General features: G+C 58.7%; 15 protein-coding genes and 1 pseudogene. 8 read left to right on the top strand and 8 right to left on the bottom strand.

Going from position 1 to position 15,559, the window contains the following annotated elements:
• Window positions 1-69 precede the first annotated feature (69 nt).
• Window positions 70-768: an orotate phosphoribosyltransferase gene (gene pyrE / locus ACUN9Y_RS17975; RefSeq protein WP_445462095.1), complete on the bottom strand. Its 699-nt coding sequence runs from the start codon at window positions 766-768 to the stop codon at window positions 70-72.
• Between the two features lie 110 nt (window positions 769-878).
• Between pyrE and ACUN9Y_RS17980 the strand changes: the two genes are divergently transcribed.
• Complete coding sequence (locus tag ACUN9Y_RS17980) at window positions 879-1,646, top strand: exodeoxyribonuclease III (RefSeq protein WP_445462096.1); 768 nt, start codon at window positions 879-881, stop codon at window positions 1,644-1,646.
• 211 nt (window positions 1,647-1,857) lie between these two features.
• Here ACUN9Y_RS17980 and rph read toward each other — a convergent pair whose 3' ends face one another.
• Window positions 1,858-2,595, bottom strand: coding sequence for a ribonuclease PH (gene rph / locus ACUN9Y_RS17985; protein ID WP_445462097.1), 738 nt, complete (start codon window positions 2,593-2,595; stop codon window positions 1,858-1,860).
• 159 nt (window positions 2,596-2,754) lie between these two features.
• Here rph and ACUN9Y_RS17990 point away from each other — a divergent pair, with 159 nt between their 5' ends.
• Complete coding sequence (locus ACUN9Y_RS17990) at window positions 2,755-3,618, top strand: YicC/YloC family endoribonuclease (protein WP_445462098.1); 864 nt, start codon at window positions 2,755-2,757, stop codon at window positions 3,616-3,618.
• 77 nt (window positions 3,619-3,695) lie between these two features.
• Here the strand turns inward: ACUN9Y_RS17990 and ACUN9Y_RS17995 are convergent, their stop codons facing one another.
• The 4 genes from ACUN9Y_RS17995 to ACUN9Y_RS18010 all read right to left on the bottom strand — a co-directional run bounded on the left by ACUN9Y_RS17995 (window position 3,696) and on the right by ACUN9Y_RS18010 (window position 7,390).
• A complete protein-coding gene (locus ACUN9Y_RS17995) occupies window positions 3,696-4,298 on the bottom strand; it encodes a transposase (RefSeq protein ID WP_445462099.1) in 603 nt (200 codons plus the stop codon).
• A gap of 107 nt (window positions 4,299-4,405) precedes the next feature.
• Window positions 4,406-4,495 carry a hypothetical protein gene (locus ACUN9Y_RS18000; protein WP_445462100.1) on the bottom strand — a complete coding sequence of 30 codons (90 nt, stop codon included), beginning with the start codon at window positions 4,493-4,495 and terminating at the stop codon, window positions 4,406-4,408.
• 482 nt (window positions 4,496-4,977) lie between these two features.
• The gene (locus ACUN9Y_RS18005) at window positions 4,978-6,630 is read right to left on the bottom strand and encodes a thiamine pyrophosphate-binding protein (protein WP_445462101.1); all 1,653 of its coding nucleotides are present in this window, start codon (window positions 6,628-6,630) and stop codon (window positions 4,978-4,980) included.
• Between the two features lie 19 nt (window positions 6,631-6,649).
• Complete coding sequence (locus ACUN9Y_RS18010; protein WP_445462102.1) at window positions 6,650-7,390, bottom strand: FadR/GntR family transcriptional regulator; 741 nt, start codon at window positions 7,388-7,390, stop codon at window positions 6,650-6,652.
• Window positions 7,391-7,567: 177 nt separating this feature from the next.
• On the opposite strand from ACUN9Y_RS18010, the gene ACUN9Y_RS18015 reads away from it, so the two are divergent.
• The 6 genes and pseudogenes from ACUN9Y_RS18015 to ACUN9Y_RS18040 all read left to right on the top strand — a co-directional run.
• Window positions 7,568-8,467, top strand: a complete 900-nt coding sequence (locus ACUN9Y_RS18015) for an NAD(P)-dependent oxidoreductase (protein ID WP_445462103.1) — start codon at window positions 7,568-7,570, stop codon at window positions 8,465-8,467.
• A 60-nt stretch (window positions 8,468-8,527) separates the two neighbouring features.
• Window positions 8,528-9,499, top strand: a complete 972-nt coding sequence (locus ACUN9Y_RS18020; RefSeq protein WP_445462104.1) for a TRAP transporter substrate-binding protein — start codon at window positions 8,528-8,530, stop codon at window positions 9,497-9,499.
• Window positions 9,500-9,556: 57 nt separating this feature from the next.
• Complete coding sequence (locus ACUN9Y_RS18025; RefSeq protein ID WP_445462105.1) at window positions 9,557-10,843, top strand: TRAP transporter large permease; 1,287 nt, start codon at window positions 9,557-9,559, stop codon at window positions 10,841-10,843.
• Window positions 10,840-11,349: a TRAP transporter small permease gene (locus tag ACUN9Y_RS18030; RefSeq protein ID WP_445462106.1), complete on the top strand. Its 510-nt coding sequence runs from the start codon at window positions 10,840-10,842 to the stop codon at window positions 11,347-11,349. Before ACUN9Y_RS18025 ends, ACUN9Y_RS18030 begins: the two co-directional genes overlap by 4 nt.
• Window positions 11,339-11,677, top strand: a complete 339-nt coding sequence (locus ACUN9Y_RS18035; RefSeq protein ID WP_445462107.1) for an NIPSNAP family protein — start codon at window positions 11,339-11,341, stop codon at window positions 11,675-11,677. The genes ACUN9Y_RS18030 and ACUN9Y_RS18035 overlap by 11 nt, the downstream gene beginning before the upstream one ends.
• A 128-nt stretch (window positions 11,678-11,805) precedes the next feature.
• Window positions 11,806-12,506: pseudogene (locus ACUN9Y_RS18040) on the top strand (transposase); the annotation flags it as partial.
• 422 nt (window positions 12,507-12,928) lie between these two features.
• Here ACUN9Y_RS18040 and ACUN9Y_RS18045 read toward each other — a convergent pair.
• Together ACUN9Y_RS18045 and ACUN9Y_RS18050 are read right to left on the bottom strand one after the other, a co-directional pair.
• Window positions 12,929-13,225: a transketolase-like TK C-terminal-containing protein gene (locus tag ACUN9Y_RS18045; protein WP_445462162.1), complete on the bottom strand. Its 297-nt coding sequence runs from the start codon at window positions 13,223-13,225 to the stop codon at window positions 12,929-12,931.
• 77 nt (window positions 13,226-13,302) lie between these two features.
• Entirely contained in the window at window positions 13,303-15,387 is a 2,085-nt protein-coding gene (locus tag ACUN9Y_RS18050) for a putative bifunctional diguanylate cyclase/phosphodiesterase (protein WP_445462108.1), read from the bottom strand.
• Window positions 15,388-15,559: the final 172 nt, after the last annotated feature.

A 15,559-nucleotide genomic window follows, 5' to 3' on the forward strand; every position in this document is an offset into this window, starting at 1 on the left:
GCCCCTCTAGCGGCCACGCCAGCGGGCGCTCCGGGCGCCGCACTGGCCAGATCGCCTGTTCGCGTCAGCTCAGGCGCCGACGCCGTAGCGATCGCGATAGGCACGGATGGCGTCGGCGTGGACCTTGAGGGTATCGCCGGCGTGCTCTTCGAGGTAGGCCAGCACCATGTCGAGGGTGACGATGCTGAGCACCGCGATGCCATAGCGGGCCTCGACCTGTTGGATGGCGCTCTGGGCGCCTGCATCACCGGCGCGCTCCTGGCGATCGAGCGCCACCACGACCCCCGCCGCCTTGGCACCGGCGGCATCGATCAGGCCCATGACCTCACCGATGGCGGTGCCGGCGGTGATGACGTCGTCGATGATCAGGATGCGGCCTTCGAGCGCGGCGCCGACGATATTGCCGCCCTCGCCGTGGTCCTTGGCTTCCTTGCGATTGAACGCAAACGGCAGATCGCGGTCATGATGGTCGGCGAGCGCCACGGCGGTGGTGGCGGCCAGGGAAATGCCCTTGTAGGCCGGACCGAACAACACATCGGCGTCGAGGCCACTGGCCACGATGGCCTTGGCGTAGAAGCGTCCGAGTCGCGCCAGCGCCTTGCCCGTCTTGAACAGGCCCGCATTGAAGAAATAGGGGCTGACGCGGCCCGACTTCAGGGTGAACTCACCGAAGCTGAGCACGCCTTCGCCGATGGCGAACTCGATGAAATCCCGCTGGTAGGGTTCGAGGCGCAGCGCGCCCTGCTGATGTGTTGCTGTGTCAGCCACGCGGCCACCTCTTCCGATTTTCCGGCTATATCACGTTTATCGCTCTGGGCCATTTACCCAAACGTCGAAACGTCGGGTATCATACACGCGCGACGCAAAAGGGACCATGTATGAAAATCGCGACTATCAATGTCAACGGCATCCGTGAGGCCGTCGGTCGAGGCTTTCTCGACTGGCTCGCCAACCAGGACGCCGACGTCGTCTGCGTTCAGAATCTGAAGGCCAAGAGCTTCGAGCTCGACGACAGCATCCTCTATCCGGAAGGCTACGAGGGCTACTTCCTCGATGCCGAACAAGACGGTTTCTCCGGGGTGGGGCTTTATTGCCGCAAGGTGCCCAAGGCCATCATGTATGGGCTGGGGTTCCCGCAGTGCGACCACGAAGGACGCTTTCTGCAGGCCGACTACGACCGCTTCTCGATCGCCACCTTCCTGATGCCCGACGGCTCGGATCCGGCGGCCAAGCAAGCGTTCATGGCGCAGTACCAGGAATACCTGTCGAAGATGGCGCGCAAGCGCCGCGAGTACATCATCTGCGGCACCTGGCACATCGCCCACAAGACCATCGACCTGGCCAACTGGGCCGACAACCAGACCACGCCAGGCTTCAAGGCCGAAGAGCGAGCCTGGATGGATCAGGTGTTCGGTCCCACCGGTTTCATCGACACCTTCCGCGAGATCAATCGCGACGGGGATGAATACACCTGGTGGCCGGCGCTGGACCAGGACCAGCCGCGCTCACGTCAGGAAGGTTGGCGCCTCGATTACCAGATCGTCGGGCCGAACTTCCGCCGCCACGTGACCGACGCCTGGATCGACCGCGACGCGACCTTCTCCGAGTTCGCGCCGCTGATCGTCGAGTACGACCTGCAGCTCTAACCCTTTGCTGTGTCGCCGTCTGGCCCGGGCCCGGGGCCAGACACGCAAGCGCCGGCCCCCCGTGGGGGCCGGCGCTGCTTTTACGCGGGCGAGAGCCTGACCATAACAGCTACGCGGGCGAGAGCCTGTCCATGGCAGCGGCCACGGGCCGGGCACAACAGCCCCGACGCCCAGGCTACCCAGGCGACGAGGGCCTGCCGCAAGACCTCGCCTAGGTGCGGATTCCCAGCGCTTCGCGCTGATGGTCGAACAGCTCAGCGCCGGCCTTCTCGGCCAGATCCAGCAAGGCGTTCAGCTGCTGGCGGCTAAAGGTGCCCGCCTCGGCGGTACCCTGCACCTCGATCAGCTCGCCGCTCTGGGCGATGACCACGTTCATGTCGGTATCGGCACTGGAGTCTTCCGGGTAGTCCAGGTCGACCACCGGCTGGCCCCGATAGAGCCCCACCGACACCGAACTGACGAGCTGGTAGAAGGGGTCTGACTTGATCAGCTTCTCGCGCTGCAGATAGCGGATCGCATCGACCAGCGCCACGCAGCCACCGGTGATGGACGCCGTGCGCGTGCCGCCATCGGCCTGAATCACATCGCAGTCCACGGTGATGGTGTACTCGCCGAGCTTCTTCAGGTTGACCGCGGCCCGCAGCGAACGGCCGATCAGGCGCTGAATCTCGAGGGTACGACCGCCCTGTTTGCCGCGCGCCGCCTCACGCCCCGAGCGGGTGTGGGTCGCTCGCGGCAGCATGCCGTACTCGGCGGTCACCCAGCCCTGCTTCTTGCCCCGCAGCCAGCGTGGCACGCCGGCCTCGACGCTGGCGTTGCACAGCACCTTGGTATTGCCGAACTCCACCAGCACCGAACCTTCGGCGTGGCAGGTATAGTCACGGGTGATCTTGATATCGCGAGTCTGGTCGAATTCGCGTCCGCTGGGACGCCGGATGTCCGAGGACATGACACCTCTCTTGTTCGCCGTCCTTGAGCCAGACGCCGAGCATGGATTGTGGGGAAAGGCCGGCCATTCTACACGGGTTGGCGGCACAATCGGGTACACTGCCGAAAGTCCTGTGCCGGGCCCAGCCCTGCCACCCCCGTCATCGTCCAGGAGACTCCCATGGTTCACAGCATGACCGCCTTCTCCCGCCAGGAAACCAAGGCCCCCTGGGGCTGCCTGCAGCTGGAGCTGCGCTCGGTGAATCAGCGGTACCTGGAGCCGCACTTCCGCCTGCCGGAGAGCCTGCGCGAGCTCGAGCCGGTCTTTCGCGAAGCCTTGCGCACACGCCTGGCCCGGGGCAAGGTCGAAACCGCCCTGCGCTTTGATGCCAGCGAGACCAGCGAGACGCTAAGCGTCAACGGCGAGCGCCTGACGGCGCTGGCGACGGCACTGCAAGAGGTGCGCAGCGCCTTGCCCGACGCGCCCATGCCCGACGCCCTCGCCCTGCTCGGCCACCCCGGCGTACTGGAAAGCTCGGGCCTCGATCTCGACGCGATCAAGGCGTCCGCCACGGCGCTGTTCGACGACGCACTCAACGACCTGATCGACGGCCGCAAGCGCGAGGGCGAAAAGCTCAAGGCGCTGATCGACGAGCGCCTGGTCGCCATCGGCGAACTGGTGGCGGACGTCCGCGCACGCATGCCCGAAATCCTCGAGCGTCAGCGCCAGCAGCTGAAGGACAAGCTCGACGCCCTGGAGGTCGACCTCGACCCCCAGCGCCTGGAGGCCGAAGTCGTGATGATGGCCCACAAGGCCGACGTCGCCGAAGAACTCGACCGCCTCGACACCCACGTCGCCGAAGTCGCCCGCCAGCTCAAGCAGAAGGGCCCGGTGGGCCGCCGCCTCGACTTTCTGATGCAGGAGCTGAACCGCGAGGCCAACACCCTATCGTCCAAGTCCGTGGTCGCCGACACCACCCGCTGCGCGGTGGAACTCAAGGTCCTGATCGAGCAGATGCGCGAGCAGATTCAGAATATTGAGTGATCCCGCCTTGTTCACCGAGCGGGCATAGAAAAGACGATGACGAGTGGTTTTCTCTTATATAATCAACATGTTCCTGACTAAACATGATCCAAGAAGACCACTCGCCATGGATAAAACGACGATTCCCATGAATTCCCTGGAGCCATGGCTCCATTCGCGTTGAGCTCGACGCTCAGCACCACCTGCGACAGTGGTGTGATCGATGCCCAGGGGGACAATCCGGTCGACCGGCTCCGTGCACCATCACGGCAGCAAGAGGCCTTTGTTTTCCTGCCATACCGCACCCAGGCATCGGACGTGGCGCTCTGATCTGCCACCAACTCCTGGAGCGTCGCCAGTTGCCTGGGCGTCGGGTTCTCGTTTTCCAGGCTTTTCAGCAGTGCCCAGCGTAGCGACTTGGGGTGTCCCTGCTCCTGGCGCTCCTTCTTGCGCCCCTTCTTGCGCACCTCGTCCAGCCGTTTGGTGAAGGTCTGCGCGATATGGACCGCGTCGACCGTAACCTCGGCCTTGGGAAGACAGTCCACCACGCCACTGAGGAAGGCCGATGAGATGTCGCAGACGAGCTCGACAATATTATCCGAATCGCCGCCATGGACCGCCAGGAAGGCGCTGAAGGCCTTGATGGCGTCCTTGCCATGGCCTGGGACGGCGAAGATTACCGGCTCCTGTTTGCGCTGCATGTCGAGACACACCGGCACGTAGCGTTGCCCCACGCCGGGACGCGGTTTCGTCGACGCCGACGGTGGCTACGTGACTCAGATCCAGCGCTCCCCAGCATGCGACCCACCTAGTGGTGCACGATGCGCCACAAACGCTTGCCGGTGATCTCCAAGTGCCGGGAGACGGCGAGCACCGGCATCTCCTTGACCAGCGACATGGCCGCCTGCTCGAACCGCAGGGCGCAGTCGCCGCCCAGGCGCGCCTAAAGCACCTCGATGCGCTTGACGCCATGCGCCGGGCACTTGGTGCGCGAGGCGCGCGGGCGTGCAGGCGTGCAGGCGTGCAGGCGTGCAGGTAGATGCTGGTAGACGTTCGAGTGCCGCCGGGCAGGCCTTGCCGCACTCGGGGCACGGGTAGAGGCTGCCCTGTTCGGCGCCGACCTAGAAGTCCAACCGGTGGGGCGACACGGAAGTATCCAGGTGCTGGTCCTTGAGAATCCGGGGCGCTCCCAGGCCCAGGCCCAGGCCGAGGGTCAGAATCTGGGTGCCGTCCATGCCGTACCTCCTGTCGTCATGGAGGTCATATCCTGGTCCCGCTCAGGGGGCGAATTCCACCCCCAACGACGAAGAGCCAGAAATACTGAGGTGCCCCCCTCCAGAGTTGCACAGATAGTGCAACTCTCCGGAAGGGGGCATCAATTCAAGGGGAGGTCAATGTCATCTTGGGGGACAACGCCTGCGGGTCGACCTTCAGATCCAGAATGGCTGGCACACCGGCATTCTGTGCGGCCAGCAGTGCAGCAGGAAAGTCATCATCGCTTGTCACTGTTGCTCCGAACCCGCCGTAGCTTCTTGCAAGGTCCGCGAAATCGGGATTTACCATTCTCGTAGCCGATGGTCGTCCCGGGAAGGTGCGTTCCTGGTGCATTCTTATCGTTCCGTACATGCCATTGTTGGAAACGAGAACGATGATATTGGCACCGTACTGGCAGGCAACACCAAATTCCTGCATGGCCATTTGAAAACAGCCATCGCCTGCCAGGCATACGACTTCTCGCTCGGGGTGCCTGAGTTTAGCGGCTATCGCCGCGGGCAACCCATAGCCCATCGAGCCACTGGTGGGAGCGAGTTGTGTACGCCATCCGCGGTAGCGATAGTAACGGTGCAACCAGGCGGAGTAGTTGCCCGCGCCATTGGTAAGAATGGCATCGTCTCCGAGTGTTTCATTCAGATGGGCAATGATGCGCTCCATCTTCAAGCTTCCCGGAGTATCTTGTGGCTGTTGCCACTCCTCGTAATCCTCGCGCGCTTCACGCGTCCATTGCTGGCGAGGTGTGTCTGGCGCTGTTGCAGCATCCGCCAGTTGGTGGACTATTTCAGCAGCGTTCGCGACGACGGCCAGGCGTGGTCGGTAGACACGACCAATTTCCGCGGCGTCCGCATGAACATGTATGAGAGTCTGCTCGGACACTGGTGGAGTCAGCAGGGAATAGCCACTGGTGGTCATTTCACCCAGCCGGGCACCAAGCGAAAGAATGACATCAGCAGATTTCACCCTTTCAGCAAGCTTGGGGTTGATACCGATGCCAATGTCGCCAATGTAACTTGAATGGCGATTGTCCAGATAGTCCTGGCACCTGAAAGAGGCCCCTACTGGCAAATCGGCCTTGGTGGCAAATTCGCCTAACGCGCCAGCGGCTTCTTTTGACCAGCCACCACCGCCGACAATGACCAACGGGCGCTCTGCTGATGCGAGTGTGTCGAGTATCGCGGCCACATCACTTTCGGCTGCTTTGCCGGAGGGGAGCGTTGCGGCGGGGACAATGGGAACTGCGCCGGCTTCGGATGACAGCATGTCTTCCGGCAATGCGAGAACAACGGGGCCCGGGCGGCCACTCTGTGCGACATGGAAGGCGTGGCTGACATACTCCGGAATTCGATCGACACGATCAATCTCTGCAACCCACTTTGCGAGCGGGCTGAACATGGCGCGATAGTCAACCTCCTGGAAGGCTTCTCTATCACGCTGGTCGCTGGCCACCTGGCCGATGAACAGAACCATCGGCGTCGAATCCTGAAACGCCACATGCACACCACAAGAAGCGTTGGTCGCGCCTGGCCCGCGGGTCACAAAGGCGACTCCCGGGTGGCCTGTCAGCTTGCCATCGGCTTCGGCCATCATTGAAGCACCACCTTCGTGCCTCGCAACGATTGTGTCGACCCCGGACTGGTAGAGCCCATCGAGTGCGGCCAGGTAACTTTCACCTGGGACACAGAATACACGCTCAATTCCCTGTGCCTCCAAGGCTTCAACGAGCACTTGTCCACCGTGACGTAAACGTTGGTCACTCATGATCTCTGGCCCTTGTTATTCATATAAAGTCTTCACGTGCGGCGAGGCGTTCAGCCGCACGTTCGAATCGCAGGCGTGTCGCACGTCGAGCCAGCGATGCATCTTGTATCGCCAGTGCATCTCGCACCGCACGATGCTCATCGAGAATGGTTGGGCCGAACTCAGATGCAGCCGCATTCTTAAGGAAGGCAGAGCGCAAGTTGCTCTGAATGTTCCCTTCAATCATGCCGATAACATCGACATAGTATTCATTGGCGGAGGCTTCGCAGATGCAGCGATAAAAATCGAGTTCAGTATCTACCCGTTGTTCAAGGACTTCATCCGGGCCTAGTGCGTCGAGGCGTTCCATCTCGGCAAAAAGCTCTTCGATACCTTGCATCTGCTCTTGAGTACGCACGCCTGCCGCCAGCGCCGAAGCGCCAGCTTGAACTTCCGCACGAAGCTGAAACAGCTTGATGATCTGGCGACGCTTTTCGAAACAGCCAGGACTGATTCGAAATGCGGATCGGTTCCCGCTTTCGGTGATGAAGGTGCCAACGCCACGCCGCGAGTCGACAACGCCATCGTATTTCAGGAGCGAAATCGCCTCACGAACCACCGTGCGGGCAACACCAAAACGTTCCGAAAGAACAGCTTCCGTTGGCAATCGGTCACCGGGGCGCAACTGCCCGCCCTCAATCGCGGTTGTGAGAGCTACCGCTACCTCGTCGGGTAGCCTGCGAGGGCGATCAATACGCCCGAAAATTTCCAGATCCTGCATCTAAGTATCTTCCTGATTGGCTGAGTCGCTTGCGCCACAACGCACCGCTACCGCTGGACCGTACGCTATCGGGTTGGTGAAAGGCTATGCTACCAACGTAGCACTAAAAACAGTTGTCAGACAATATGAAATACCATAGCTTGAGTGGCACCAGATCAAGAGCTTCAGGAGACGTTAATGAATGCGCCGAGGATAGGATTTGTTGGTTTAGGTGGCATGGGGCGTGGGCTCGTCAAGAACCTCTGCGCGAAAGGATTCGCCGTCACGGTTTTCGACCTTGATGCAGATAAAGTCGCTGATGCAGTGAAGAATGGTGCCGTCGAAGGTGCGTCAGCGGTGGAGATCGCGGCTGAGTCCGATGTTTTCGCTGTCTGTATTACGACAGCCGAGGCGGTACAAGCTCTTGCGCTTGGCCCCGACGGAGCTCTGGCTGCACTACCGGATGATGCAATATTCCTGGATCACACTACGGTCTCCGTAGAGCATGTCGATCTATTACGCGGCGCTTGTGAAAAAGCCGGTGTTCACTATGTCGAAGCGCCGATGACCCGCACCCCGGCTCATGCTGAGCGAGGCGAGGTGAATGTATTGTTTGGTGGTGAAACATCACTGTTAGAGCGCATACGCCCGGTCTTTGATGCTTATGCCGAGAACGTTTTCCATGTTGGCCCCGCTGGGCATGCGACTCGACTAAAACTGATTCACAACTATATCGCTTTTTCCAATGTGGCTGCCTGGTGCGAAGGGTTTGCGCTCGCCGCCAAGGAGGGGCTCGATATGTCCAAGGTCATTGGGATTATCTCCGCGGCAGGCGGCAAGTCTGGGATGATGGACCTCTATGGCAACCTTACCCTTGAGCGTGATTTTACGCCGCATATGTCTTTGGAAAACGCTCAGAAAGACGTTCGTTACTACGCTGAGTGGCTAGAACAAGCAGAGTTGCCCGCTTTTATGGCTCAGTCCGTACATAATACTTATGCTTTGGCTTCCATTATGGGGCACGGTAGTGAGGGTTGTACTGCTGTAATCAAGGCATATGAAGAATTTTCCGGCGTCGAGGCACGCCTGAAAGAGTAGGTGGCCGATAAGGCACGATAAACACACACGACAAATATAATCATATCAAAGGGTTATGGGATGAATTATAAAAAAGTAGTATTCGGTACGCTCGCCAGCATCCTGTCAAGTTCAGTCTATGCGGAGGAAGTTTCCTTAAAGATGGCGCACTTTGCTGCAGAGTCCCACCCGGCTCATCAAGCAGCACTGCAGTTCGCTGAGAATGTCGAAGAAAGAACTGGTGGTGATGTTACGGTCGAGCTTTACCCTGCGAACGAGCTTGGCGCCCCCCCCGAGCAGCTGGAACAGACAGTTCTAGGCGTCGTTGATATGAACCTTCCGACCCAGGGTGGTCTGGATAAATATGTCAAGGCATTCGGCACTGTAATGACACCCTTTGCCTTCGGAAGCTACGAAGAGGCCCACAGTATCCTGGATGGTCCATTCTATGAGTGGGTTGCACCTCAGCTTGAAGAAGAGGGCCTCGTTATGCTGTCGAACTGGGAGTATGGGTTCCGGCATATAACCAACAGCGCTAAGCCAATTGAAAGTCCAGCTGATGTTGAAGGGCTTAAGTTGCGCACTCCCCCAGAACTTCAGATAGTCGCCGCTCTTGAGGCGCTTGGAGCCTCTACAACTCAGATTGCGTTCCCTGAGCTTCCCAACGCCCTGAATCAGGGAGTTGTTGATGGGCAGGAGAACCCCATCAGTGTTATTTATCACTACAACCTCGATGAGTTTCAAGATCACTTGGCTTTAACGCACCATGTATACAATTCCATGGTCCATGTAATAAACAAGGACACTTGGAATTCTCTCTCTGAGGAACAGCAGGGTATTGTACGTGAAGAGAGCATGGCTGCATCAACGATGATGCGCAATGCCGTTATGGATCAAGAACAGAAAGATATTGCAGCTCTGAAAGAGCGTGGCATGCAAGTTACTGAACCCGATCTTTCCAGTTTTACGGAACTGATGGAGCCTGCGAGAGAGCGCGTTGCAGAGTATGTTGGTGAGGAAAACATGAAGACTTTCCTGAGCTTCCTGGATTAACTTTACGATACAGCCTGGAGTGCTTGATCGTGCTCCAGGCTGTATAGGGTGTGTTATATGCTTACGTTCGTAATCCTCGGGGCTTTGGTTCTATTGATCGGGCTTGGCCTTTCAGTGGCTGTAGCATTAGGACTGGTTTCTGTAGGTTTTTATGCGATACAAGGGGATTTCGATATCCTGTCGATGTTGCCGCAACGAATGTTCTCAGCGACAACAGGATTCACGCTACTGGCGATACCTTTTTTTATCCTTGCCGGCAACCTGATGAACACGGGGGGAATAACGCATAGAATATTCCGTTTTGCAGATGCCTGTGTCGGCCATATTCGTGGTGGGTTGGGCCAGGTCAATGTGCTCGCTTCGCTCTTTTTCTCTGGCATGTCGGGTGCAGCAGTAGCCGATGCCGCTGGCTTGGGCCAGGTGGAACTTAAAGCCATGGCCGATCGAAAGTACGACCCGGATTTTTCCGCTGCAATTACTGCGGCATCGTCGACTATTGGACCAGTCTTCCCACCCTCTATTCCTTTTGTTCTCTACTCATCGATCACAGGGGTTTCGGTCGCGCAGCTATTCCTTGCAGGCGTGGTCCCGGGGGTGCTGATGGCCTTGGCACTGATGCTTGCTGTTTATGTGCATGCGCTGCGCCACAAGATGGCACGTCGAGACCATATTGATTGGCGTGAGATCGGTCGTAGTTTCATGTCAGCACTGTTATCACTATTGACGCCGGTAATCATAATAGTAGGAGTATTTGGCGGCATGTTCACGCCTACTGAGGCTGGCGTGATGGCCAGTGCTTATGCGTTATTCTTGTCGATGGCTGTTTATAAGGAAGTACAGTTCTCCGATCTCCCTCAGGTTATTTGGGATACGTTGGTGCATACGGTGCGCGTAATGTTTGTTATTGCGGCGGCCGGGTTCTTCGGTTGGCTGCTGATCCATCAGCGTATACCTAATCAGCTGGTTGAAGCGCTACTCTCAATTTCCGGTAGCCCAGCGATCATAATGTCTATTATTGTAGTCATCCTGCTTATCCTTGGCATGTTCCTGGAGGGAATAGCGGTAATAGTATTAACCGTTCCATTGTTCCTCCCCGTGGTGACGCAAATTGGCGTCGATCCTGTTCATTTTGGCGTCATTATGATCATGTGTTCGATGGTCGGTCTGCTTACACCGCCAGTAGGCATGGTATTGTTTGCCACATCATCAATAGCGAACATATCGGTTGGTCGATTGTCTCGCGCATTGACGCCTTACTTGATTGGACTTTTTGCGGTATTGATGGCGGTGATAACAATTCCTGCGATTTCTACATGGCTTCCTGAACTGATGATGGGCTCATGAACAAAATTGATAGGATTATAGGCCGGATTCTGCGCAGCATAGCTTCAATCTGCTTGGCTGCTCTGTTTCTACTTCTGTTTATTAATGTTATCGGTCGTAGCTTCCAGATCGCTGGTTTCCCGTGGCTTGATGAGGTGGTCCGAGGACTATTTGCCTGGATGGTTTTTATGGGGGCTGCAGCGTTATGGCGAGAAGGGGAACATTTCAGGGTTGATTGGCTTGAGCAATTGTTAGGGAAGGGCCCCGCCGCCGGATTTCTCAAGGCTGTACTAGCGTTCCTGTCGCTTGGCTTCATGTTTACCATGACGTGGTACGGCTGGGATCTCACGATGCGCAGTAGTGCGTTAACTCCAGTTCTTGATCTTCCTGTTGGCCTGTTTTACGTCGCGATCCCTATTTCCGGAGCATTGATGACGATCTATTCATTGCGTGATTTTTATGTCGCAGTATGCAGCATGAAAGCTAATTCAAATACCATGATGAAGGAGTTGAAAGATGATTTATGATCTGCGAACTTACGTGTGCCGCCCTGGCACGATAAAGAAGCACATGAAGCTTTATGAAGACCATGGCTGGGCGGTGCAATCAAAGCACTTGGGTTATCCTGTGGTCTACGGTGCGGTCGAAACAGGCGACGTTAATTCTTATGTCCATATCTGGATGTATAAGGATGCTGCGGATCGTGCCGCCAAGCGTCGTGCCCTTCAGGCCGACCCTGACTGGGCCGCATTTCTTGCCAAGAGTGCCGAGGCGGGATATCTGGTGAGCCAGGAGAATAAGATACTGAATGCTGCACCGTTCTTTGATCCCTTCAAGGCGCCAGGCAATAGTTGATGGCCGAAGGGTAATCCCCAGAAAAGTAGTCGCTGTGATAAGTGGGATGTGTACTTTGAAGGTGTCAGCCCGTCTTATTCATGAAGCTGGCCTGAAAACGAAGATAACGGATAGTATTCTCTTGATAAATCAGTGCGTTACGCCAACAACCTGATTCCAGCGGACCATCCGCTACGGGTGAAAGACTATCCACCTGGGCGCCGAGGTCAACGGGTCCATCCCCGTTGACCTCGGCGGCCAGCACACCACTAGCGACAGCGGCGCTCTACTGCTGCGTGAAGGCCCCGATAGCAGCGGCGTGATCAATGCGCTGGAGGCCAATCTGGTTGATCGGCGCAGTCCGTTGCGCAGTCCGTTGCGCATCCGTTACTCGTTGGCCAACCAGCTAGATACCGTCGTGCTGCAGAAAGCCATTGGCTGGATGGACCTTAGCGATACCGACACGTTGCGCCACGCCCCACTCTGGCGTCTGGCGTGCAGTGATGCTCGCGGGATGACACCACTGGCCCAAGATCGGCCGTCTCAAACCACGCTGTCGCGTCTGCTGACCTGCCTCGGGCGCAACGGCAACATCGATGCCGTGCACGAAGGCCTGCTGCAACTACTGGTCTGGCGTCTGACCTCGCTGAAGCATGGTGAACGGCCTTGGCAGTTGACCCTGGAGATCGATGGCTTGCCGATCGCGGTTCATGGCCACCGGGGCGGGTCGGCGTTTCTTGGTCTTTACGGTACACGGATCTACTCACCACTGGTCGCCTCGTTGGCCGAGACCGGCGACGCGGTGGGCGGCCTGTTGGAGGAAGGGAACACCGGACCCGCCGAGAGCGCCGTGGAGAATGCCGCCATGACCAAATGGTTCCGAGCCTTGGTGGCCGCTGGCCACCCAGCGCCGACGAGTGATCCACAGCCGTTGATGCCCGCGTCAAGCGTCGAGAGTCTCTCGACAGCAACGGCAACAAGACAGCCCGAAGGGCCTGCCCAAGTCCCGCCGCCAACACGCTGGGGCGCAACCAGGGTACGGCAGCTAGCCATGGACGCATGCCGGAAGGGGTAACGGTCTGGTTTTCCGACCGGTCTGATTTTCCGACATGGGCGGATCGGCCCGGACCACCGCCTTCTGGGGCTCGAGGTAACGCAGCGGTTCACCCATGCGGGCGCCACCGAACACGCTCGGCGTGGCGCCCCTCCCCAAAGCTCCCAGAATTTAAAATAATATCAAACAGTTATGGGTTATCCGTCCCACCGGAAACGTCAGTCTACCGCGGCGTCTAGCAGTTGCTCGGCTTGAGCGACGACGCCGTCGATAGTGACGCCGATGTACTGAAACAGATCGTCGGCGGGGCCGGATTCACCGAACGTCTGCATGCCGATGACGCGGCCCTCTCGGCCGACGTATCTGGACCCGAGGTCGACGTGGCCGGCTTCGACGGCGAGGCCGGCGCCAACGTCCGCTGGCAGCACGGCCTGGCGGTAGTCAACGGCCTGGGCATCGAAGATATCGGTGGTCTGCATCGAGACCACGCGCGGCCCATGCGGCGAGCACCGCAGGTGCTGCGCTTATTGCTCGCATTCAGGGACCTAAGGCGTGTGGCTCATGAGAAAGAGGGCGCCCCGGAACCCTACACCTAGCCAGTCACCAACTGGCGGTCCGCCAGGAATGCCTTGAGATCGTCCGCCGGGAGCGCCTTGCTGCAAAGATAGCCTTGGTACTGATGCCCTTGTTGCCGGCGGATAAACGACAGCTGCTCTTCCGTTTCGATGCCTTCCGCCACGACCTGCAGATCGAGGCTGAGCGCCAGGGCGATGACGGCTTGAACGATGGCGGCATCCTGAGCATTGGTCGTCACGCCGGACATGAAAGTGCGATCGATCTTCAGGCGCTGGATGGGAAAGCGGCGCAGCTGGGCAAGATTGGAGTAGCCGGTGCCGAAGTCGTCGATGGACAGGGTGATGCCGAGCTCGCGCAGTTCGTTGAGGATGGTCAGGGCTCGGTCCGGGTTCTGAATCAAGGCGCTTTCAGTGAGCTCGAGTTCGAGAAGGCCGGCGGGGAGCCCGGTCTCATGCAATACCTTCTTTACCAGAGTGGTGAAGTGGCGGTTGTTGAGCTGAATGGCAGAAATGTTGACGGCGACGGCCATCGTGGCCCCGTCGTGCCCAGCCCCGTCGGCTGAGTACTGGCAAGCAGTCCGCAGGACCCACTCCCCCAGAGGAAGAATCAGCCCCGTATCCTCGGCGATAGGAATGATCTCGTCGGGCGTCACCACACCCAATTCGTCATCATTCCACCTCAATAGCGCCTCGACGCCGGTGATTTCCCCCGACAGCACATTCACCTTGGGCTGGTAGGCGAGCGTCAGGCCGTTGTTGTCGATCGCCAGGCGCAGCCGTTGTTCGATCAGCGTCCGGCGCTCTGCCAGCGACGACATGTTCGGCTCGTAGAGCTGGAAGTTGTTTCTGCCCCTTTCCTTGGCGCAATACATCGCGGCATCGGCGTGAACCATCAGGGCGTGCTTCTCGAGGCCATGATCTGGATAGAGGCTGATGCCGACGCTGGACGAGACCTTGACGATGCTATCGCCGATTTGAAAGGGTTGGTCCAGGGTGCTGACGATACGCCGGGCCAGAGCGCTGAAGCCCTCGTGCCCGTTGTTGCTTGAGGCGAGTACCATGAATTCGTCGCCTCCGACCCGCGCCACGGTGTCGGTTTCGCGGATCGCCGCCTGCAGCCGCGTGGCCGCGTGCTTTATCAGCTCGTCGCCGACATGGTGCCCGAGGGAATCGTTGACGTTCTTGAACCGATCGAGGTCGACGAACAGGACCGCGAAGGCATTGTCTGTCTGTTGCAGCAAGGTATCCAGGCGCTCCTCGAGCAACAGACGGTTAGGCAACTGGGTCAGCGAATCGCCGTAGACCATGTCCTTGAGCTCGCTGTTGGCACGCTGCAGAGAGCCCGCGAGTTGTGCGTTGCGGGAAGAAAGGTGGGCGTCGTAGATCGAGATCATCATGGCAGCAAGCATGATACAGGTCGCGATCAGCGCAATGACGATGGCCAGTTGGTCGGGCGAGATTCCCCCGGCCATGGGCATCATGCCACCGTGGGGTATCACGGCGGCTGCCATGCCGGTGTAGTGCATGCCGGAGATGCCGATGGCCATGACGACAGCGGCCAGGCCACGTTGCCAGAAGGGCGCGCGCGGACCTGTATCGCTCGGCGTGAGACGGAAGGCAAGCCATAGCGACAATCCCGAGGCGGAAACCGAGATCACCACGGAGACGAGAAAGAGCACCGGCTCGTAGGTTATCGAGCCGGCCGTCGACATGGCCGCCATGCCGACATAGTGCATCAGGCAAATGCCCGTTCCCATGACCAACGAGCCGAAAGCCAGGCGATAGTTGGTCAACTTGCCGCTTTGCACGATAAAGAGGGCGAGGGCGGATGACAGCAGAGCGGCGAGTAGCGAAAGGGCCGTCAGGACGATGCCGTATCCGACGTGCTCGGGCATCTCCATCGCCAGCATGCCGATAAAGTGCATGGCCCAGATGCCGGTCCCCATGGCGAATGCGCCACCGACAAGCCAGGCAATACCGGGAGCCCCCTTGCTGCCCCGTACCCGTGCCGCCAAATCGAGTGCGGTCAGAGAAGCCAGGGCCGCGACGGCAAAAGATAGTGCCACCAGAGCCAGATTATACGACGCGGGTTCGTGAGTCATGACAGGAATCCCGCCGGGGGGGATGGCCGAGCGTGGTCGTTCATGAATACAAAACACCCTTTTTAGCCTGGAATAATGTATCTCGACCGACAGGCTAAAATATTGAGCGCGTTGATAAATTCCGCTAAGAATACTGAGCGCAGTATCGAAGTGATGATTGAGTCGTCCCGGG

Source organism: Halomonas sp. V046, assembly GCF_052645355.1.